We start from the raw sequence: 21046 nt of genomic DNA on the forward strand, positions 1-21046 counted from the left end.
GCTATCGTGAATGAACGCCGCTCGCAGTTGTGCTCGTTGCGTGGGTCTTAAGCCCGCTTCATGCACTCCGGCACCTTCTTCGTTGAGGGCGGCCCAAACGACGAGCTGAGGGGTAGAGAAATGGGATTCATTAAGGCCTTCGCGGGTGCCATCGGCGGCACGTTTGCAGACCAGTGGAAGGACTTCCTAGTCCCGCCGTCTGGGCTCGCTCCGACCGCGGCGATCTTCCCGGCGGTGGCGCAAGGCCAGAATGCAGGCCGAGGATCGAACACCAAGGGCTCCGAGCACATCATCACAAACGGCAGCCGCATTGTGGTCCCCGAAGGCTATGGACTGGTGACGTTCCAGGATGGGGCTTTGACCGGCTTTATCGGCGAGCCCGGCGGCTTCATCTTCACGAGCGAGGACCAGAACGCGCAGTCAATGTTTGCGGGCGACGGCATTATCAGTCCCACGGTCAAGACGTCCTGGGAGCGCTTCAAGTTTGGTGGCCAGCTTGCGTCGCAACAACTCGCGTTCTATGTGAACCTCAAGGAGATCCCCAACAACCGTTTCGGAACGCAGTCCGAGATCTATTGGGACGACGCCTACCTAGGCACCCAGGTGGGAGCGATTACGCGAGGCAGCTATTCGCTGAAGATTGTGGACCCCATCCTGCTCGTGAAGAACTTCGTGCCACTTACGTACTTGAGTTACGACGCCAAGGTCTTCGACTTTTCCGACCTCGACAACGACGCGGCGAGCCAACTGTTCAACGAGGTTGTGGGGTCGCTCGCGGCCGCATTCTCGTACTACACCAACGACCCCAGCAAGGGAAACCGGATTGCCAAGATCCAGGGCGACGCGATTGGTTTCGCTCAGTCGCTGAGTGCGGCGGTAGACGACGGCTATCAGTGGACGACAGACCGCGGTCTCACCATCGCAAAGGTAGCGCTTCAGTCCATTGAGTACGACGAGGACACCCGTGCATTGCTGAGCGACGTGAAGAAGGCCGACGCGCTGGGCGGCGCACGCGGCAATTCGTTTATGCAGCAAGCGGCTGCGCGCGGCTTCGAGGCCGCTGGCTCCAACGAGGGCGGTGCCGGCGGGGGAGCAGGAATGGCCTTCCTGGGCATGGGCATGAACGCTGCCGGCGGCGCTGCCGGTGGGCTCCAGCAACCCGCAAACCCCGCTCCTCAGACTCCCGCCGCCCCAGCAGCAGCGGCAGCGGCCGCGCCTGCTGCCGACGACCCCATGGCCAAACTCAAGCAATACAAGGACATGCTCGACAACGGCCTGATCACCGAGGCAGATTACGACGCCGCCAAGGCCAAAGTTCTCGGCCTGTAGGTCGGGATCCCCATGGAGAATCCCGACCCAATGTCGCGCGCGGCCGAGCAGGAACCGGTGGGCCCCGTTCCTCCGTCGGCGCCTGATGTAGCTGCCCCGTCGAGTCCCGCGGCCGACGCTGTCGACGGAAGTCCCCAAGGTTTCGACATTCCTGTCCTTGAGCCTGATGATGACGCTCCGCGCGTGATCCAGACGGACGAGGGTGCATCGGACGGCCTTGCCAAGTGTTCGCGATGCGGTGCGACAGAGATTTCTCTTAATGTCGCTACGGGAAACCTTCGCTGCAATTTCTGCCGTTTCGAGTGGTCAGCGCAGAGCGCTGCCGACGCCTTCGATCTCAATGGTGACATTGGGAAGCTCGCCGGCGTCACCATGGGTTCCGGATCTAGCGACATTGTGCCTTCCACCGATGAGGTGATGACCTTTAAATGCAGCGCCTGCGGTGCGGAGGTACTCATCGACACTGCGAGTAGCACACAGGCCCGTTGTCACTGGTGTCGCAACACGTTGTCGATGAACCAGCAGGTGCCCAACGGCGCCGTACCTGACATGATTCTGCCCTTTAAGGTGGCGAAGGAAACTGCCATCGCCAGCATCAACAAGTTTGTTCAGAAGCGCAGATTCTTTGCGCATCCGCTTTTCCGTGCTGAGTTCACTCCGGAGAATGTCATGGGCGTCTATCTCCCGTACATGGTGGTCGACATCAATGCTCATGCGCGCCTCAGCGGTGAGGGGGAGCACCAGACACGGTCATACACGGTCAAGGTGGGAGATAGCCAGCAGACCAGGTACGACGCGGATCTGTATGACGTAGTCCGCGATTTCGACGTCCACGTTAGCGACCTCACCGTCGAGTCGTCTAGTGAACGCCTGGATCAAATCACCTCCCAGAACGCCAACAACATCATCAACACGATTATGCCGTTCGATGTCGAAAACGCGGTGCGTTACGACTCGAACTATATGAAGGGCTTCACCTCAGAACGCCGCGACAGTAACCTTGACGAATTGTCGCCGATCGCGTTCACGCAGGCGGAGGACATCACACGCCACCGGGTGAATAGCACGCTCACTTTTTACGACCGCGGTGTGCGCTGGACCCAGCAAGACGTCGATGTACGCGGCCAACGTTGGGTTTCCGCCTATCTTCCCGTGTGGCTCTACAGCTACCAACAACGCAAGTCCAACGGCAGCACCTTCCTGCACTACGTTGCGGTGAATGCCCGGACCGGTGAGACGATGGGCAGCGTACCCATCCACCAAGGAAAGTTGCTCCTGGTCTCCGGGGGCGTCGAGGTGGCCGGGATCATCGCCGCAATCGTCCTCACTGCGTTAGGAATCTGATGACTACTTCAGCCATCGTGACGGCGGTTCACGACCAGGTACTCGCGTCGGGCGGTTCGTCCGGTGACGACGGCGGCTTTGTCGGTTTCATCTTCTTGCTGTCGGGATTCGCGTTTTACGCACTCATGTACTTCAGGTATCGCAACGCCGACAAGCGACACCGACATGAGAGTGAGACGGAGGCAACGTTGCTCAACATGAAGGCGGAGGACACCTTCGTTCGCTCAAAGACGGGAATGTCCAACCGCACGATGAATGGAGCAAACAGCCATGAGGTGCGCGGTGCCCGTAAAAAGTTCTTCTGAATCCATCACCCCCCGCGTGCTTCCCGCACTGAATCGAGCCCACCGAGACCACCGGGAGGACATGACGGGAGGTGTCTCCTCGGCGTATCCGATACTCGCCGAGGTGGATCCCGAGGTATTCGGGGCGGCCGTTGTGGAAGTGAGTGGCCAGGTCGCTGAGACCGGTGACTGCGCGGTTGGTTTCCCGATCATGAGCTGTTCCAAGCCGTTTGTCTTTGCCCTTGTCGCACAGGCGCGTGGTCTCGAGCAGTTGCGCGCTCGAGTGGGTTTCAATGCCACGGGATTGCCCTTTGGCTCCGCCGCGGCGGTCGAGCGCGACCCGTCCTCTCGAACCAATCCGATGGTGAACTCGGGCGCGCTGGCCACCATTGCGATGACCCCGGGGTCGACAGTCGACGAGCAATGGGAACGCATCGTCAATTCGCTGTCGGGATTCGCGGGTAGGAGCCTCGTGATTCATCCAGAAGTCCATCTCGCTGTGTCGAGTTCCAACTACCGCAATCGTGCACTCTCCCATCTGCTTGCCACTCGTGGCGCACTCACGGGGAATCCCGACGACGCGACGGAGCTCTACACCCGCGCGAGTTGCCTCGACGTCACCGCTCGTGATCTCGCCGTCATGGGGGCGACCCTCGCCAATAGCGGGATCAACCCCCTGACAGGGATGCGCGTCGTAGAGGAGGGCATCGCCAGGGCGAGCGTCGCGGTGATGACCACGGCAGGCCTCTATGAGACGACGGGTGACTGGCTGATTGACGTGGGCTTGCCTGCGAAAAGCGGAATCGGTGGAGGCATCGTGACGGTAGCGCCGGGCACGTTGGGCCTTGGAAGCTACGCGCCCCGCCTCGATGCCGCTGGCACGAGCGTCAAGGGCGCAAAGCTCGCCCAGAGCCTCGCGCGCGACCTACGCCTCGACATCTTCTCCGCCTAGCAACAACACTAGAGCGCATCGGCGAATGTGAACTAGGCCGAAATCTCGCTCTCGTCGCGAGACGCAATGAACGCTGCTACGCAGCGGCGGATCTCAGCCTCCGAGTGTGCCGCGGAGAGCTGCACGCGGATCCGTGCTTTACCTGTGGGGACCACGGGGTAGGAGAAGGCCACCACATAGATGCCGTGGTCGAGCATTTTGTCCGCCACGCGTGCGGCGAGCGACGCGTCGCCGAACATCACCGGAATAATGGCGTGCTCACCATCCAGTAGGTCGAATCCGGCCTCCGCCATGAGCGATCGGAACAGTGTCGCGTTGTCCATAAGCTTGGTGCGCAGGTCGCCGCTGTGCTCGATGAGGTCCAGCGCCACCAGCGTGGCGGCAGCGACCGCCGGCGCGACGGTGTTGGAGAACAGGTACGGGCGGGCTCGTTGGCGCAGCATCGCGACGATCTCTTTGTGCGCGGCGACATAGCCTCCAGAGGCGCCGCCGAGAGCCTTGCCAAAGGTCCCCGTGTAGATGTCTACTCGATCCGACACTCCCATGAGTTCGGGAGTGCCGCGACCGTGGTCGCCCATGAAACCCACGGCGTGGGAGTCGTCCACGAGGACCAGTGCGCCATACGCCTCCGCCAAGTCACAGATGCCCGGCAAGGGCGCGAGGTAGCCGTCCATCGAGAAGACGCCGTCGGTCACGATGATGCGCTGACGGGCGCCCGATGCTGCCTTGAGTTGTTCCTCGAGGTCACCTAGGTCGCGGTTCTTGTAACGCAGACGCTGCGCCTTGCACAGCCGGATGCCATCGATCAGCGACGCATGGTTGAGCTCATCGGAGATGATCGCGTCCTCGGGGCCGAAGAGGGACTCGAACACGCCACCATTCGCATCGAAGCAGGACGAGAACAGGATGGTGTCCTCGGTGCCGAGGAATGCGGAAACGCGGGCCTCTAGTTCGATGTGTAGGTCCTGTGTTCCACAAATGAATCTGACGCTCGCAAGGCCGAAGCCCCAGTCATCCATGCCCTTCTTTGCCGCGTCGACGAGCCGTGGGTCGTTCGCGAGACCCAAGTAGTTGTTTGCGCAGAAGTTCAGGACCTCCTCGCCCCCTGCTGCCACAACTGACGATTGGGGTCCGCTCAGCGGGCGCTCGCCCTTGAGTGTGCCGGCTGCCTGAATCTCGTCGAGCGCTGTCTGCAACTGTGCCTGCATCGTTCCGTACATGGGGTGTCCTTTCCCGGTCCGGCGTTAGCCCGGAGCCTCGGTCCAATCGAGTACTACCTTGCCGGCAGAGGCCGTGCGTGCGACTGCAAATCCCTGCTCCCACTCGCTCACGGGGAGGCGGTGGGTGATGACCGTGTCGAGCGCAACGCGCAGGTCTGCGCTCGACTGCAGCATGGCGCTCATGGCGTTCCACGTCTCGAACATCTCGCGACCGTAGATGCCCGAGATGGTGAGCATGTGCGTGACGACCTTGGCCCAGTCGACATTGATCGGCTCGGACGCCAGGCCAAGCATGGCAACGCGGCCCCCGTGAGTGAGATTCTCGATCATCTCTGGCAGTGCGGTGGGATGTCCACTCATCTCCAAGCCCACGTCGAAGCCCTCGCGCATGCCCAACATTTCCTGAGCATCGGCGATTTTGTAGTGCGAGACGTTTAAGGCGAGATCGGCTCCAACGATGCGTGCCAGTTTAAGTCGAGGCTCGGACACATCCGTAACGACCACAAATCGGGCACCGATGTGACGGACCACGGCGGCGGCCATGAGGCCGATGGGGCCCGCGCCGGAGATGAGGACATCCTCGCCCACAAGGGGGAACTTCAGTGCGGTGTGGACCGCGTTTCCAAGGGGGTCGAAGACGGCCGCGTGGTCGAGATTCATGCCGTCTGGGTGGACCCACACGTTCGATTCGGGGAGCACTACGTACTCCGCGAAGGCGCCATTGCGGTTGACGCCAAGGCCTGAGGTGCGGTTGCACATCTGCCGGCGTCCCGCGCGACAATTGCGGCACGTACCGCAGACAATGTGGCCCTCACCGGAGACGATCGCCCCCACGTGGACGTCACGTACCGCGGAGCCCACGGCTACGACCTCACCGCTGAACTCGTGCCCCGGCACAATCGGCGGCACTAGCGTTGACGCCGCCCATGCATCCCAGGACTCAATGTGCAGGTCGGTGCCGCAGATACCTGTGCGCAGGACCCGAATGGTGACGTCCGCATCGCCCGCATTCGGCTCTGGCACGTCTGCGAGTTCGAGCCCTGGGCCCGAGGTCGCTTTGAGCAGTGCGCGCATGTCGCCTCTCGTGTCGCAATCGATGCACAATCCCACCGGATTGATTGGCTCCGGAACTGAGTGCAGGTCTGCTCTCGAGTCTATCGACGCGTGAGTGACACAGTCCGAGTGGAACGATGAAGTTGGCACGTCTTGGCCACGATATTGTCGAGGTCACGCTACATGTGAAGGAGTCGTCATGCCGGTACTCGCGATTGTTGGAGCTGGGCCTGGACTGGGTGCGGCAGTGGCACGCCGTTTTGGACGCGAGGGGTATGCGGTCGCGCTCATCTCGCGCGACCATGCCAAGCTCGACGGCCTCGCATCAGAACTTGCTGAACGTGGTGTCACGGCCCGAGGCTACGCCGCCGATGTGCTGGAACCGGAGGCGCTCGAGGACGCTCTTGCGCAAGCGGCCAACGAGCTGGGTCCTATCGACGTTCTGCAGTACAGCCCGCTGCCCGCCCGCACATATCTCAAGCCGGTCCTCGACCTCACGCCAGAGCTCGGGGGGGAGGCATTGCAGTTCTCCGCCCTCGGGCTGATTCGCGCGGTCCGTGCCGTCCTTCCCGCCATGAGAGCGGCGGGCCGGGGCAGCATCGTCCTCATTAACGGCGGAACCTCCATTCAGTCCCGCCCGGACTTTTCCGGTACGTCCGTGGCCTTCCCCGCGGAGACCGCCTACGGCGAGATGCTTCACGCGGCCCTTGAAGAAGAGGGGATTGGCGTGCACCAACTGGTCATCCCTGGAGGTATCCCCAAGCTCCAGTTGCCCAACGGCATTGACGATGTCGCCGACAGGATTTGGCACTTGCGGGATACGCCGGCGGACTTCCGCACCATGCTGATTCCACTGGAGGACGGCCGCGAGTAGAGGTTCGAGTTTGGACTAGCGCATTGGGCATGAGCGATATATCGTTGAGTATCGTTCACAACCGACACGGGAGGTCATCATGAGTGGATCGTTCAAGACCAGCAGTTTCGACCCCAGCAAGGGCGCTGAGAGCATGTGGCAGGCAATGGATCAGTTGCGTTCGCAGTTTGAGAAGCGCGTCGGCACGCGGATGGGACGCGGAGACGTGCGCGTCTCCGTACTCGCGCTGCTCAAGGAAGAGCCGATGCACGGCTACCAGATCATTCGCGAGATTGAAGAACGCACCGAGGGAAGCTGGAAGCCCAGTGCAGGATCGGTCTATCCGACACTCCAGCTGCTCGCCGACGAGGGGCTGATCACCGCCGCGGAGTCCAACGGACGGAAGACGTACACGCTGACCGACGCGGGGCGTGAGGAGGCAGAGGGCGCGGACGCGACCCCACCGTGGGAGGCCACTGGGTCTCGTGATCTTCATGCCATGGGAGAGCTCCCCAAGGCAGGTATCAATCTCGCCCAGGCCGCCGCTCAGGTAGGCCGTCAGGGCACTCCTGAGCAGGTGAAGGAAGCGGCAAGCGTCCTCGACGAGACGCGCCGCCGCATGTACGCCATCCTCGCCCAGGACTAGCGGGTTGACGCCAGCTCCGCCACGTCCGGCCCCGGAATACGCCGGGGCCGGCAACACGCGCGCCCGCTACCGGCGCATTATGAGGTTCGCATCCTGGAACCTCGCGGTGACATGGTGGTACGAAATCCTGTTGACGCGCATTGGCCTGTCAAGGGTCGCTGAACGGACTCGGGCCGCTCGCATGCAGCGCGTCGCCCAGCGGTTCCACGCGCTGGCGGTGGACCTCGGTGGCCTGATGATCAAGGTCGGTCAGTACATGTCGTCACGACTTGACGTCTTGCCGCCTCAAATCACGGAAGAACTCGCGGGCCTGCAGGACGAGGTGCCGCCGGTGCCGTTCGAGTACATTCGCGAACTTGCCGAAGCTGAGCTCGGGGTGCCGCTGGATCGTGCTTTCGCCCACGTTGAGGAGACGCCCGTTGCCGCCGCATCCCTGGGCCAGGCTCATCGGGCACGTCTCAGTCCTCTGGACGCTGCGGACACGGGACTTTCACAGGTCATCGTCAAGGTTCAGCGCCCGGGCATTGACGCCATCGTGGACGTCGACCTTGCCGCATTGCGCAAGGTGGGTGGCTGGCTGAGTCGGCTTCGGGCGGTGAACCGCAGGGTCGACCTGCCCGCACTGATTGAAGAGTTTGCACGTACGAGTCGCGAGGAAATCAACTATCTTCACGAGGCCGCGAACGCTGAGCGCTTCGCCGAAGCATTCGAGGGGGACGAGCGGGTATCGGTGCCCGCAATTGCGTGGGAGCGAACCTCGAGGCGAGTGTTGACCCTCGAGGATGTGACCGCCATCAAGATTTCGGACCTGTCTGGGCTGCGTGCCGCGGGAATAGACCCCGCCGAGGTCGCACACGACTTTGCCGAGGTCATGTATGACCAACTCTTTGGCAATGGGTTCTTTCACGCCGACCCACACCCCGGAAACGTCTTCGTCACGCCAACGCCCGATGCGCCGGGCGAGCGTTCCTGGAGGCTAACCTTCATTGACTTCGGCATGATGGGCGAGCTGCCGAACAGCACCCGCGGGGGACTACGTCAACTTCTCATCGCCGCTGCCACCAGGGATGGCAAGGGCCTGGTCCAGGCCGGCCGCGACCTGGGCGTGCTGTTGCCATCCGCCGATACCGTCGAGCTGGAACGTGTCCTCAAGGAACTGTTTGCACGCTTTGGAGGAATGGGTTTTGCCGAACTGCGCGACGTCGACCCCAATGACTTTAGGGAATTCGCGGTGCAGTTCAACGATGTGGTGCGAACGCTTCCCATCCAATTGCCGGGGCACTTCCTGCTAGTGGGGCGGGCGATGTCGCTCACCTCGGGCGTCTGCAGCACACTAAATCCCGCGTACAACCTGTGGGATTCCGTGGAGCCCTACGCGGCTCAGTTGTTGCGCGAGGAGAGCAGCAACGTCGTCAAGGACTTCGGCAAGGACGCACTCGAGATGGCCACCGTCGTCTGGGGCCTGCCCAACAAGGTTGACGGGCTGGTGTCCAAGATTGACGAGGGTCGACTCGCCATCACCATGCCCCAGCTTGAGCGGCGCATGGAGCGTCTAGAAAACACTGCGCGCCAAGTGATGTCCGGATTGCTGTTCGCGGCACTGCTGTTCACCGGCGCGACCCTCAGACACGATGACCCGTTCCTCGGCAACCTGCTGATGATCGTGTCGGTGCTGCCACTAATGCACGCACTGTTCTCTGGCCGGCGCAGGCGATAGACGATAGACGATCATGGCGGTAGATTCTCGCTTATGACGATGCCGACACAACCATATGTGAGGCCGTTGGTGAGTCTGCCGGTGTTCCGCGATGCATCGGGTGCGGTAGTTGACTACGGAAGTCGATGGGGCATGGCTGGGCCGCCCGAGGATAGCCTTTCCGTGACCTCCCACCTGGAGCGATTCGCGCCGTTGCACTCAATTGCTGATGCACTGATCACCCACCTCACGACGCGGTACGACGCGGTCGCCGATGAGTCTGCCTCCTACGCAGCGGATCTTCTCAATGAACAAGAAGGCGTCACTAGAGCAGTTCGGGTCACTCCGATGGCCGCTGATGCGGCTGGGGTCACGTTTGTGTTCACCTCATTTCCAGGGGTCATTGTGCATGCTGGCGTGCTCCAGGACTTGAGGTTCCCCGACTGCGACTGCGACGCATGCGACGAGTCTGGGGTCGATCAAGCGGGGGAGTTGGAGTGGCAGGTGCTGGCTGTTGCTGCAGGCGGCTTCCGCGAGACGGTGACGTCGAGGCCACGAGCGACGTACACCATGGATCTTAAGTACCCAGGTGGTTCCTTGGGGTCCCACGGTGGACGGCTGTCCGTATACCCCAAGGATAGGGTTCGCGCGGCCAGGGATGCGCTCAAGGGTTTGGCGGATGGCTGGCAGCCCTGGCCAGAACGCGCGCCAAGGCAGTGACATGACCAAGGCGCCCATCGAGGAGTTCATCGTTGCCGACGCGGACGCGTGGCGCGAGTGGCTCGACAGGAACGAGACAGCATCGGACGGCGTGTGGCTGGTGCTGGCAAAGAAGGGCACCGCAAGGCCTACGTCGCTCCGCTACGACCAAGCGCTCGACGAGGCACTGTGCAGTGGCTGGATTGATGGACAGAAGCGTAGCCGTGACGCTCACACCTTCCTGCAACGCTTCACTCCGCGACGCAAGTCGTCGATGTGGTCCCAACGCAACATTGGTATCGTCGCCAGGCTGACTGATCAGGGCCGCATGCGTGCGCAGGGTCAGGCGGAGATCGATCGTGCCAAGTCGGATGGCCGATGGGATCGTGCGTACGCAGGGCAGGCAACAGCGGAGGTGCCGCCTGATCTCACTGCAGCGCTCTCGTCCTCACCAACCGCAGCCGCGGCATTTGCTGCGCTTTCGAAGGCGGAGCGCTACCACCACATCATTCAGGTGGCCACGGCGACGACGCCCACCACACGTGCCCGACGCATTAACAAGAGCATTCGAGCACTTGAGGAGTCGCGGCCAAAGGATCTTGAATAGCGTTCGCACGGTATGTACGGCACGTAGCGTGCGACGATGAGGACATGAACCGCGACGTGAATTCTGAACTTGTCTTGGACGTGACGTCGACAGCCGACATTGTGCTGTCTGTCGCTTGCGCTGATGTGGAGCTGTCCGGCGGTTCCGAGGAACTGATAGTGGAGCTGGACGGCGAGTCGCTACCGACATTGGAACTGCAGGATCGCCACAGCACCCGGCTGCACAGGCTCACCACGGGGCCGGGGGAATTAAAGATCCGCTACTCCGCGAATATTCCTCGCCGTGTAGAGCCGGAGTCGGTCGACGAGGCGGACATCATCCGCTACCTGCGTCCCAGCCGATACTGTGAGTCGGACTCGTTGGGACCTACCGCATTCGCAACCTTTGCTGACCTCAGCGGGAGCCAGTTGCTGGAGGCCGTGGGCTCCTGGGTGGGGACCAAACTCTTCTATGTGTCGGGCTCCAGCCTGCCAACCGACGGCGCGGTGCGCACCCTCTTGGCGCGCGAAGGTGTTTGCCGAGACTTCGCCCACCTGTGCATCGGGCTGTTGCGGGCGATGAATGTCCCCGCGCGCCTTGCCTCGGTGTACGCACCGGGACTGAGCCCCATGGACTTTCACGCCGTATGCGAGGCGCATGTCGATGGGCGATGGCTCGTTGTTGATCCCACCACACTCGCTCCTCGATCGTCCATGGTGCGCATCGCGACTGGGCGGGATGCCGCGGACACCGCGTTTCTTACCGTACTGAGTGGGACGCTTGACCTCGAGTCGCTCAGCGTCACGGCGGTCGTGGACGATCTTCCGTACGACGATGTTCGCGAGGCCGTTCAGCTCGGGTAGGACGACGTGCTAGTCCTGCTCGAGGATCTCCTGCGCGGAATCCTCGTCACCGTCAAGAGTTTCGAACGCGTTCGTGATGGGCTCAAGCAAGGTGGGAGCCTCAGGGGCAACAAAGCGTCCAACCTCGGGCGCGACGTACTCGAGGTGCCACGACTCGGGGAGTGAACCTCCGGGTCGGGCCCAAGCGGGGTGAACCCATCCGAATTTCGCACCGTTCGCCGTCAGCCATGCAGCGGACTCGGGATAGAGATCAACAGCCATGCCCCAGCCGTGATTGGACGTACCGGGAGGGGCAGCCATATGACCCTTGCGTGCCTTGGTAATCACCTGCGACTGGTAGGTGCGGTAGGAGTCGGTCATCCTGAGGTGCGCGCCGGTCTCGGCGAAGTACGCCTCGTCAGCTGCATCCAGCGCAGCCGCGGCGTCACACTGGAGCGAATGCTCAGTAGCGAACGAGACTGCGCAGAGGGAATTGCTTGCTAGGCGACCGTTGGCGCCCACCGTACCCGCGGGAGTCCCAGTCCAACCATTGCTCCGGCTTGCGACAAATTCAAGATTCTGTTGCGTGTGCTCATCCAGCGCGGTCGTGAGCTCTTCCTCGTACTCGTCGGTGCGCTGATCGTTGATCCGCTGGCGTCGTTCGTTCTCCGCGTCGACCCAAGCCTGGTGTGATGTGCTGGCCTTGTCGAGCGAAACGTCGAGGCTGTTGGCTGCACTGGTGATGCGTGCGAGCGCCTTCGTCGCTGCTTCTGGATCGGTACGGTCAATCGTTCCCGACTCCGTGGCGACCTCGGTGAGCTCCTCGATGCTCGTGCGAACTGCTGTCAGCGTCGTGCCGTCATCGACTTGCAAACCCACGGCGCTGAGAATTCCGGTTGCGGACTCGGTGGAGGCCGTGACGTTTTCGATCGCGGCGTCGAGGTCCTTGATGGTGAGGACGAGGTTTGCTTGAGCGGCGACATCCTCCACCGCGGCGGCGTTCGCCTCGACGTCTTCGAGCGCCGCATCGAGAGCATCGCTCACTTCGGTGAGCTTTGCCGTGGCGTCACGCGCCGAGTCGATGTCCTTCACCTCCCCAGCGAGCACCTTCTCGACGTCCTTGTCCTCGACCACTGATACGAGTTCCTCATCGGCGACGGGGGTAGATTCTTCGGCGGCTGGCTGAGGGGTGGTCGGCAGCAACGTGGGAGCCTTGGCCACGGCCGTGGGTGTCACTTTGATGGGCTCGGCTGCTACCTCAACGGCATTCTCGCTAGCGACGGTAATCGCGTCGCTCGAGGCAATCGAGAGCGACGTGGCGGCATTCTGGACCCGCGCATCGTGCGCTACAGGGGCTGCTGAGGTGGCGACATCCTGGGCCCGTGTGAGTGAAGCCTCAAGGGCCTGGCGCTTGTCGTCGACCTCTCGAGCTGCGGCAAAAGCCTGGCCGACGGCCCGATGACGTTCAATGCTGTGGGCGCCATCGGTGCTCGCGTAGCCGGCTCCAAAGCACGCGAGCGCAACACTAGCGACAACAACGTGGGACTTGCGAAAGGGATTACTCATAGATCTCAGAACTCTCGGGGCAGGGAGACGCTCAACGGCGCGATGTAGTCGCGCGTGCGGGTTGAGATGCGGCTATCAAAGGCGCGGTGTCGCTGCGGTGGCTCTAGGCAGCCATCGTGACTGCGCGCGCTGCCCTAATGTGTCCGCACGCCTCCCGAAAGTGGGTTCGAGCGCGCGACACAAGACAAATGCGACATTTCTACAACGCACGAGGGGGGTGAGATGTTCCTTCCCTCATGGGAGGGGGCCGGCTACATCCATTTCCTTCGCTTGAACACCCAGTACAAAACGCTGGCAAAGCCGAGCATCATCGCGAGCGCTAGCGGATAGCCCAACAGCCAGTTGAGTTCCGGCATATGAGTAAAGTTCATGCCATACACGGCGGCGATCAGGGTGGGGGCGAACAGGATGGCGGCCCAGCCCGAGATCTTCTTCATGTCCTCGTTTTGCCGCTGACCGACCAACGTTGCGTTCACCGCGAGGATCTGCGTGAGCGACTCTCGCAGTTCAATCACTTCGGTGTCCACGCGCGCGAGGTGGTCGGACAGGTCGCCAAGGTACGCCTGCAGGTCACCAGTGACATGAAACTTCTTGTAGCCACCCGTGAGGGTCGCGACCACGCCATTGAGTGAGGAGATCGCCTGCTTGAGGTCGATGACCTCCTGGCTCAGGCGATAGATGCGCTCCGCGGCGGCGGCGTCGCCGCTGAACACCTGACGTTCGATTTGGTCCTTGTCTACCGCGAGCCCCTCAAGTACGGGGACGAAGCCATCGACGATGCTGTCGAGGAGGCGGTATGCCACGGCGGCCGGCCCCAGACGCAACATGCTCGGATCCGATAGCAGGTTTCCCGCACGTACGTTTGGCGAGAGTTGGGCGTCGATGTCGAGCGAGGTGATGTCGGTCCCGCCAATCCATCGACCGTCCTGACAGATCACCACGACGGCGTTCTCGCGGAGCAGTACGTGAAACTCCGCGAACTCAACGATCTCGTCCTCGTCGATGTACCAGGCGGAGCGCGCTACGAGGAACACAACATCGTCGTAGCGTTCGATCTTGGGGCGCTGCCTGCCCTTGATCAAATCCTCGACCAGTAGGGGGTGCAGTCCCCAGGTGGCGGCGAGCTCGTCAATGGTGGCCTGTGCGGGCTCTGCGTAGAGCAGCATCGACATTCGATTGGGGGAGCCGTTCGCAAAGTTCAGGGCATCCTCGACGCTGGCATGGTCCGGCGCTCGTGACACCTCACCGTCCTCAACATATCGGGCGAGACGCAGGACGTCCTTGGGAGTCGGGGAGCTGGGGGCGCTGTGGTCGCTGGGGCGGCGTAGGCCGATGTGAGGGCGGTAGAGCTTTCGTCGCGTAGCCATTCGCGGTCTCCGAACGTCGTAGGTGCTGATGGCCAGCCTATGGCACACGTCTTGAGGAGAGGGAAACTCTACGCGTGCAACGAAAAGCACGGCTAGCTGTCCGTCCCAAGGTGCCCGGCAGCCTCGCGAAGTGCCGTCACGACCACCCTGATGGCGGGGTCGACGAGCGACGACTCACGCATTGCGGTGAACACGGTGCGTGTGGGGGCTTGCGGAAGAGAGTGGAGCAGGAGTGCTGGATCTGCGTCAGTGAGCATCAGATCCGGTAGCAGCGCCACCGCCTCTCCTGCCCTCACCAGAGCGACATGAGCTTGCAGGTCAGCGGTGACGAAGCGTACGTCAGGTTCGAACCCGGCGATTCGGCACTGTTGCTCGGCGAAGTGACGCGACGCTGCGCCGTGTGGCTCCATCACCCAAGGAGTCGCCGCACATGATCGTATGGTGGATCCCTCGTGAACCAGGGGAGTGGCGAGACGAACAGCATCAGCCACGAGGGTGTCTCGTACCAGTCCGGCGTAGTGAGGGGCCGAGTGGTGTGGGTACTCCTCGGCAACCACGAGGTCGAAGTCGCGGGCCCACGTGTCCTCCAGCGCCTGCGCCGGCTCGCTCTGGGTGACCTGCACACGCAGGTCGGGTGCGACACGCCGCACATTGCCGAGGGCGAGTGGTAGCAGGGCCAGCGCTGCCGACTGGAACACGGCGAGTCGGACGGTGCCTGTCAGATGGGCTTCCGCCCCGCGGACCGCGGATTGCGCGCGCTCCAACGCTGACAAAACCTCGTCCGCCGATGCTGCGAGACTTTCGCCCGCCGGCGTCAGGATGAGTTTGCGTCCCACACGTCGGGTCAGTGCTGCGCCCGCGGCACGTTCGAGGGTGGTGAGTTGCTGGGAGACGGCCGATGACGTGTAGCCGAGGGCGTCTGCGGTGGCCGCGATGGTGCCGCGGCGGGCAAATTCACGCAGCGTCCTCAGTTGGTTCGCATCGAGCATCATTTAGTTAAGCACAACTTAATGAAATTGTGCAGATAGAGGAACTGGTGCTGTGCAATGAAGAGGTGGACACTGGGGAAATGACCACTTCACACATGAAGTCAGTCGGGCCCAACGTCGTGCCCGACTCACCCAGCGACCAGGCCACGGCCGATGCTGCCGTCGCGCAGGTACGTACGTGGCTCGACGCTGCCCATCGTGAACGGCAACGCCCCGCGGCGAAGATCATGGCGCAGGCGCTCTCCTCACCGGGTGGACTCCGCTACTTGACCGAGGTGGTGGACGGGGTCGTGCGCCCTGAGGACCTCCGGGTGGCTGCGCGGGAATTGGTGCGTGCGAGCAAGGAGGCCAAACTCCACCTTCCGGGCGGCATGGCGTTCCTCACCAAGATCGGCGCAGTAGCCGCGCGGATCGCGCCCGTGCTCACCGTCCGCATCGCCCGCCGCTTCATTCGGGCGCTGGTGGGACACCTGGTGGTCGACGCCACGCCAGCGAAGCTGTCGGGGAACTTGCAAAAGCTCCGTTCGGACGGCGTTCACCTCAACGTGAATTTGCTGGGCGAGGCCGTGCTCGGCAAGAAGGAAGCGCTCAAGCGCGTAGTCGCGACACGTGACCTCATTCGCAACCCCGATGTTGACTATGTGTCCATCAAGGTTTCCGCGGCTATCGCGCCCCACTCGCCGTGGGCATCGGAGGAAGCCGTCGACCCCATCGTCGCTACTCTCACGCCGCTGTACGAGGCCGCGCTCGAGAACCACAACACATTCGTCAACCTCGACATGGAGGAGTACCGGGACCTGGATCTCACGGTTTCCGTCTTCGAAAAGCTCATGCTGACGGAACGCTTCATGCAGTTGAGCGCCGGAATTGTCATCCAGGCCTACTTGCCTGAGTCCAGCATGGCGCTGGAACGCGTACAGCACCTCGCGGAAACCCGAGTGGCCGCGGGCGGACAACCACTCCGCGTGCGCATCGTCAAGGGCGCGAATCTCTCGATGGAGCGGGTTGAATCGGAGGTACGCGACTGGCCATTGGCGACATGGGGCACCAAGATGGAGTCAGATGCCCAGTACAAGCGACTCCTGGACCGAGCGCTGACGCCTCAGCGCACCCGCGCTCTCAAGGTAGGCATCGCGGGTCACAATTTGTTTGACATTGCGCTGGCGTGGTCGCGCGCGCAGGAACGCGGCGTCATGGACGACGTCCAGTTCGAAATGCTGTTGGGAATGGGCGAGCACGTGGCCACCGCTGTCAGCGCGGACGTCGGCACATTGCGCCTGTACACGCCCGTGGTGAACCCGCGCGACTTTGACGTCGCGCTCGCCTATCTGGTGCGTCGCCTGGAAGAGGTGGCGAATCCGCAGAATTTCCTGTCGCGCCTCGCGACGATGTCGAGCAGCAAGGAGCACTTTGACCGCGAGGAGCAGGCCTTCCGCGCTTCGTACGTCTCCTCCCTCAAGCCGCAGAGTGTAGAGACGCGCCGCGACGTCGAATCTCAGGCCATCACCGGGGCAGGGTTCGTCAACACGCCGGACCAGGACCCTGCTCGCTCCGCTATACGCGCCTGCGGACGAAAGATTCTGCGTGCTGCGCAAACGTCGCAGGCGGGCGAAGCGTCATTGAACGAGGCCCACCTTGAGGAGCCCGAGCCGCTCGATCGGGTGATTTCCGCGGCACATGCCGCCGGCGTTCGCTGGGGTGCGGTGCCGGCGTCCGACCGTGCCGACCTTCTTGAAAGTATCGCGGACCAATTGGAACTGCATCGGCACGATTTGATGGAGGTGATGGCATCCGAGGCTGGAAAGACGCTCGATCAGTCCGATCCCGAGGTCTCGGAGGCCATCGACTTTGCTCGGTACTACGCCGCACGGGCACGCGAACTCGACGCCATGGTGGGTGTCGCCGCAGTACCGCGACCCCTCACACTCGTCACACCGCCGTGGAACTTCCCCGTAGCGATTCCGGCGGGATCGGTATTGGCCTCGCTCGCAGCGGGATCGGCGGTCATCCTGAAGCCTGCCCGCGAGTCACGTCGTTGCGGGGCGGTACTTGCCGAGGCGATGTGGGCGGCAGGGGTGCCCAAGGACCTGCTCACGCTGATGACGATCAACACCCGCAAGATTGGGGATGATCTGCTCACGGACGGACGCATCGACCAGGTCATCTTGACCGGTGGGTTTGAGACAGCCGAGTTGTTCCTCAGCAAGCGCCCGGACATGAGGTTGCATGCCGAGACGTCGGGCAAGAACGTGCTCATCGTCACCCCGAGCGCGGACCTTGACTTAGCAGCGAAGGATCTGGTGGCATCCGCGTTTGGCCACGCTGGCCAGAAGTGCTCGGCGGCCTCGGTCGCGATACTGGTGGGTTCCGTTGCCGAATCACGCCGGTTTCACGATCAACTGCTCGATGCAGTCAATTCGCTGCACGTAGCCCGCTCGACGGAGATCACCGCACAGATGGGTCCCGTCATCAGCGAGCCGACGGACAAGTTGCTGCGTGGGCTCACGGAGCTCGAGGGAGATGAGTCGTGGTGGGTCGAGCCTCGACGCCTCGCCGATGCTTTGTGGACCCCTGGTATTCGGGGCTGGGTTGAGCCGGGCTCCTTCATGCACACGGTTGAGTGTTTCGGCCCGGTGTTGGGGATGATGCGTGCCGACACCCTTGACGATGCCATTGATCTGGTGAATCAGATCGACTACGGCCTCACGTCCGGTATCCACACGTTGGAGGAGGCGGAGATTCGCCGCTGGATGTCGGGAATCCAAGCCGGCAACCTGTACGTCAATCGGGGCACCACTGGTGCCATCGTCCAGCGCCAGCCCTTCGGCGGTTGGAAGCGATCCGTGGTCGGTCCCACCGTCAAGGCGGGCGGACCTCACTACGTGCAGACGCTGACCGGATGGGCGCCGACCGATGCGGGCGCACCGAGCTCCCCGGCAGTGCCTATTGGTGTGGCTCCGCTGGTTGAGCTGGCGGGACAGCCCTGGGTGCGCAGGGGAGCGGAATTGGATGCCGCAGCATGGGCGGAGCGCTTTGGAATCGGACACGACCCCACGGGCCTCGTGAGCGAACGAAACGTTCTTCGCTACCTGCCGGCACCGACCGTGATTCGTTGGGACGGCGAGGATGTCGCGCGCCTGGCTCGGGTTGCGGCGGCATCCGTAGCGGCCGGAGTAGCCACCGAGGTCTCGGTCGCGACGAACGTCGATGGCGAGGTCACGCGGGCCCTCACCGCGGTGCACGTGCCCATTGTCGTCGAGGAGGCATCATCGCTGGCCGATCGTGTCGCCGCGGTACCGGGGGGTCGCGTCCGAACCATTGGAGCTGTCGAGAGCGAGCTGCGCGGACGACCCGACGTCGCTGTCTTCGACACCCCAGTCAGTGCGAATTCCGAACTCGAGATGATGCCATTTCTGAGAGAGCAGGCCATCTCCATGACGGCGCATCGCTACGGAACGCCCTTCGCTCCCGCGGAGACGATTGGTGATGAACTGGTAGCGCGCCTCTAAGTGCAGCGGCGGGCATGACCCTGCTCAACGTCGGCGACAATGGTGGTGGCGGCCTCAACCATGGTCGCCATCCGCACCAACGCCTGGAGCAGCATCCGTGTCAGCAGTCGTAGAAGCACCGCGCGCCGAGAAGCACGCCCTCTGGGAAGACGCACTGGCCATTCCCAGTGGCGCCTTTCTCATGGCGTTTGGCCTGTTCCTGCTAGGTCAGATCGGCGGCGTCTCGGGTGGCGTCGCCGGGGTCGCGATCCTTGGTAGTTACTGGACTCACTGGTCCTTCGGCTTGATCTATTTTGTGCTCAACATCCCGTTCTTCGTGCTCGCCATCTGGCGGATGGGGTGGCTGTTTACCTCGAAGACGATCATCACGGTCGCACTGATCTCGGTATTCGAATGGGTTCACGAGCATTTTCTGGATGTGAGCGCCATCAACCCGCTGTACGCGAGCGTCTTCGCTGGCCTGGCCGTGGGCGTAGGCATGATCATGATCTTCCGTCACGGAGCATCGGCCGGGGGATTCGGCATTGTCGCCGCCTATCTCCAGGAACGGAAGGGTATTCGGGCGGGGTATACGCAGGGCGCCTTCGATGTCGTCGTGGTGCTCGCGGCGCTATCCACGGTTTCGCCGTACCTCCTGTTTGTTTCGATTATCGGAGCGGTCTTTCTGAACCTGATCCTCGCGATCAACCATCGCCCCGGTCGCTACTTTGGCTAATGGCGGTCCCGGGGAATCCGTGTGCGAGTGGTGAGCGATGGCGCCCTTTCTACCACCTGGTAAGTGCGGTATCGTTGAAGCGCTCACCGTCGCGCGCTGTCCTTCAGATGTCTCCATTTAGATCGGTGTCGCATGTCCACACTTAGCCCGGCCCGCACCAAGCTCGCGCTCTTCGCGCTTGCATTGGGTGGCTTTGGCATCGGCACCACTGAGTTCGTGGCGATGGGACTGCTACCCAATATTGCGGCGGACTTGCTCCCCGGACTCAATTCGGTGGACCCGGAGGCCGCGATAGCGCAGTCCGGAGCGGTGATCTCTGCCTACGCGCTCGGCGTGGTGGTGGGTGCGCCCACGATCGCCGCGTTCTCGGCACGATTCCCTCGCAAGCGACTGCTCACCGTTCTCGCTATCGCGTTCACGCTGGCGACGGTGGCTTCCGCTTTGGCGCCCACCTTCACCACGGTCCTGGCCGCGCGTTTCCTCGCGGGTCTTCCTCACGGCGCGTACTTTGGCGTGGCCGCCTTGGTTGCGGCGAGCATCATGGGGCCCGGCAAGCGAGGCCAGGCTGTGGCGTTCGTGCTGTCGGGCCTGACCATCTCCAACGTGATCGGTGTCCCCGCCATCACTTTCCTCGGTCAGCACACCAACTGGCGTGTCGCGTACCTGGCCGTGGCTGCGATCTTCGCGCTGACGACGCTTGCGATTCTGTGGTTCCTGCCCTGGCAGCAGGGAGACCCCAGCGCGACCGTGCGTCGCGAGTTGGGTGCCTTCAAGAGGCCCGCCGTCTGGCTTGCCCTCCTGACGGGTGCACTCGGTTTCGGGGGTTTCTTCGCCGTCTACACCTACGTCTCGCCGCTGGTCACCGAAGTTACCGGCGCGAGCGAGTCCTTCGTGCCCATCGCTCTCATTACGCTCGGACTCGGCATGACCCTGGGTAATTTCATCGGCGGACGGCTCGCGGACCGCGGCGCGATGCGCGCGGTCTTTATCCTGTTCGGCGCACTCGCTGCGGCCATGACGGTACTCATCCTGACCGTTCACGGAGTGGCGGGCCTGCTCATGGGAGTATTCCTGGTTGGTGGCGCTGCGGCAGCGCTGTCGCCAGCCATTCAGACCCGCCTCATGGATGTTGCGGGGGACAGCCAAACCATCGCCGCGGCGGTCAACCACTCGTCCCTGAACCTCGGCAACAGCCTGGGCGCATTCTTGGGGGGCGTCGTGATCGCCGCGGGATGGGGCTACGTTGCTCCGGCCTGGCTGGGGCTCGCGCTCTGCGTTCCAGGCGTGCTCTGCGCACTGGCCGGCTGGGCGATCACCAGAAATCGCCCCATCGAACCACACGCCCACTCCGTCGAGGAGAATGCGGACCTGCAGATGGGTGCGAGCGCGTAGTTTT

General features: G+C 62.8%; 18 protein-coding genes. 13 read left to right on the top strand and 5 right to left on the bottom strand.

What is annotated here, in order from left to right; genetic code table 11:
• Positions 1–120: 120 nt before the first annotated feature.
• From AOP73_RS10445 to glsA, 4 genes are all read left to right on the top strand, one after another.
• A complete protein-coding gene (locus AOP73_RS10445) occupies positions 121–1329 on the top strand; it encodes an SPFH domain-containing protein (RefSeq protein WP_061965750.1) in 1209 nt (402 codons plus the stop codon).
• A gap of 12 nt (positions 1330–1341) precedes the next feature.
• Entirely contained in the window at positions 1342–2673 is a 1332-nt protein-coding gene (locus AOP73_RS10450) for a TFIIB-type zinc ribbon-containing protein (protein ID WP_236683585.1), read from the top strand.
• Positions 2673–2978 (top strand): hypothetical protein, encoded by a 306-nt coding sequence (locus AOP73_RS10455; RefSeq protein ID WP_061965754.1) that lies wholly within the window; start codon positions 2673–2675, stop codon positions 2976–2978. The genes AOP73_RS10450 and AOP73_RS10455 overlap by 1 nt, the downstream gene beginning before the upstream one ends.
• A gap of 61 nt (positions 2979–3039) precedes the next feature.
• Entirely contained in the window at positions 3040–3909 is an 870-nt protein-coding gene (gene glsA, locus AOP73_RS10460) for a glutaminase A (protein ID WP_061965756.1), read from the top strand.
• A 32-nt stretch (positions 3910–3941) separates the two neighbouring features.
• Here the strand turns inward: glsA and AOP73_RS10465 are convergent, their stop codons facing one another.
• Positions 3942–5129 (bottom strand): glycine C-acetyltransferase, encoded by a 1188-nt coding sequence (locus AOP73_RS10465; protein ID WP_061965758.1) that lies wholly within the window; start codon positions 5127–5129, stop codon positions 3942–3944.
• A gap of 24 nt (positions 5130–5153) precedes the next feature.
• Positions 5154–6203 carry an L-threonine 3-dehydrogenase gene (gene tdh, locus AOP73_RS10470; protein ID WP_061965760.1) on the bottom strand — a complete coding sequence of 350 codons (1050 nt, stop codon included), beginning with the start codon at positions 6201–6203 and terminating at the stop codon, positions 5154–5156.
• 178 nt (positions 6204–6381) lie between these two features.
• Here tdh and AOP73_RS10475 point away from each other — a divergent pair, with 178 nt between their 5' ends.
• The 6 genes from AOP73_RS10475 (at position 6382) to AOP73_RS10500 (ending at position 11525) form a co-directional block, all read left to right on the top strand.
• Positions 6382–7056, top strand: a complete 675-nt coding sequence (locus AOP73_RS10475) for an SDR family NAD(P)-dependent oxidoreductase (protein WP_061965762.1) — start codon at positions 6382–6384, stop codon at positions 7054–7056.
• Positions 7057–7135: 79 nt separating this feature from the next.
• Positions 7136–7681 carry a PadR family transcriptional regulator gene (locus tag AOP73_RS10480; RefSeq protein WP_061965764.1) on the top strand — a complete coding sequence of 182 codons (546 nt, stop codon included), beginning with the start codon at positions 7136–7138 and terminating at the stop codon, positions 7679–7681.
• Between the two features lie 79 nt (positions 7682–7760).
• Positions 7761–9398 carry an ABC1 kinase family protein gene (locus tag AOP73_RS10485; RefSeq protein WP_084626818.1) on the top strand — a complete coding sequence of 546 codons (1638 nt, stop codon included), beginning with the start codon at positions 7761–7763 and terminating at the stop codon, positions 9396–9398.
• Positions 9399–9437: 39 nt separating this feature from the next.
• A complete protein-coding gene (locus AOP73_RS10490; protein ID WP_152650650.1) occupies positions 9438–10097 on the top strand; it encodes a DUF6226 family protein in 660 nt (219 codons plus the stop codon).
• 1 nt (position 10098) lies between these two features.
• Positions 10099–10683, top strand: a complete 585-nt coding sequence (locus AOP73_RS10495) for a YdeI/OmpD-associated family protein (protein ID WP_061965770.1) — start codon at positions 10099–10101, stop codon at positions 10681–10683.
• 44 nt (positions 10684–10727) lie between these two features.
• On the top strand, positions 10728–11525 hold the full coding sequence (locus AOP73_RS10500; protein WP_061965772.1) for a transglutaminase-like domain-containing protein: 798 nt from the start codon (positions 10728–10730) through the stop codon (positions 11523–11525).
• A gap of 9 nt (positions 11526–11534) precedes the next feature.
• On the opposite strand, the gene AOP73_RS10505 is transcribed toward AOP73_RS10500, so the two are convergent.
• The 3 genes from AOP73_RS10505 to AOP73_RS10515 all read right to left on the bottom strand — a co-directional run bounded on the left by AOP73_RS10505 (position 11535) and on the right by AOP73_RS10515 (position 15426).
• On the bottom strand, positions 11535–13070 hold the full coding sequence (locus AOP73_RS10505) for a M15 family metallopeptidase (protein ID WP_061965774.1): 1536 nt from the start codon (positions 13068–13070) through the stop codon (positions 11535–11537).
• A 251-nt stretch (positions 13071–13321) separates the two neighbouring features.
• The gene (locus AOP73_RS10510; protein ID WP_084626819.1) at positions 13322–14437 is read right to left on the bottom strand and encodes a magnesium and cobalt transport protein CorA; all 1116 of its coding nucleotides are present in this window, start codon (positions 14435–14437) and stop codon (positions 13322–13324) included.
• 92 nt (positions 14438–14529) lie between these two features.
• Positions 14530–15426 carry a LysR family transcriptional regulator gene (locus AOP73_RS10515; protein WP_061966167.1) on the bottom strand — a complete coding sequence of 299 codons (897 nt, stop codon included), beginning with the start codon at positions 15424–15426 and terminating at the stop codon, positions 14530–14532.
• Between the two features lie 80 nt (positions 15427–15506).
• On the opposite strand from AOP73_RS10515, the gene AOP73_RS10520 reads away from it, so the two are divergent.
• From AOP73_RS10520 to AOP73_RS10530, 3 genes are all read left to right on the top strand, one after another.
• A complete protein-coding gene (locus AOP73_RS10520) occupies positions 15507–18935 on the top strand; it encodes a proline dehydrogenase family protein (protein WP_061966169.1) in 3429 nt (1142 codons plus the stop codon).
• 97 nt (positions 18936–19032) lie between these two features.
• Positions 19033–19650, top strand: coding sequence for a YitT family protein (locus tag AOP73_RS10525; protein ID WP_061965776.1), 618 nt, complete (start codon positions 19033–19035; stop codon positions 19648–19650).
• Positions 19651–19782: 132 nt separating this feature from the next.
• Positions 19783–21042, top strand: coding sequence for an MFS transporter (locus tag AOP73_RS10530; protein ID WP_061965778.1), 1260 nt, complete (start codon positions 19783–19785; stop codon positions 21040–21042).
• Positions 21043–21046 lie beyond the last annotated feature (4 nt).

The sequence above is a fragment of the Demequina aurantiaca genome, from assembly GCF_000975135.1.
GTDB lineage: Bacteria > Actinomycetota > Actinomycetes > Actinomycetales > Demequinaceae > Demequina > Demequina aurantiaca.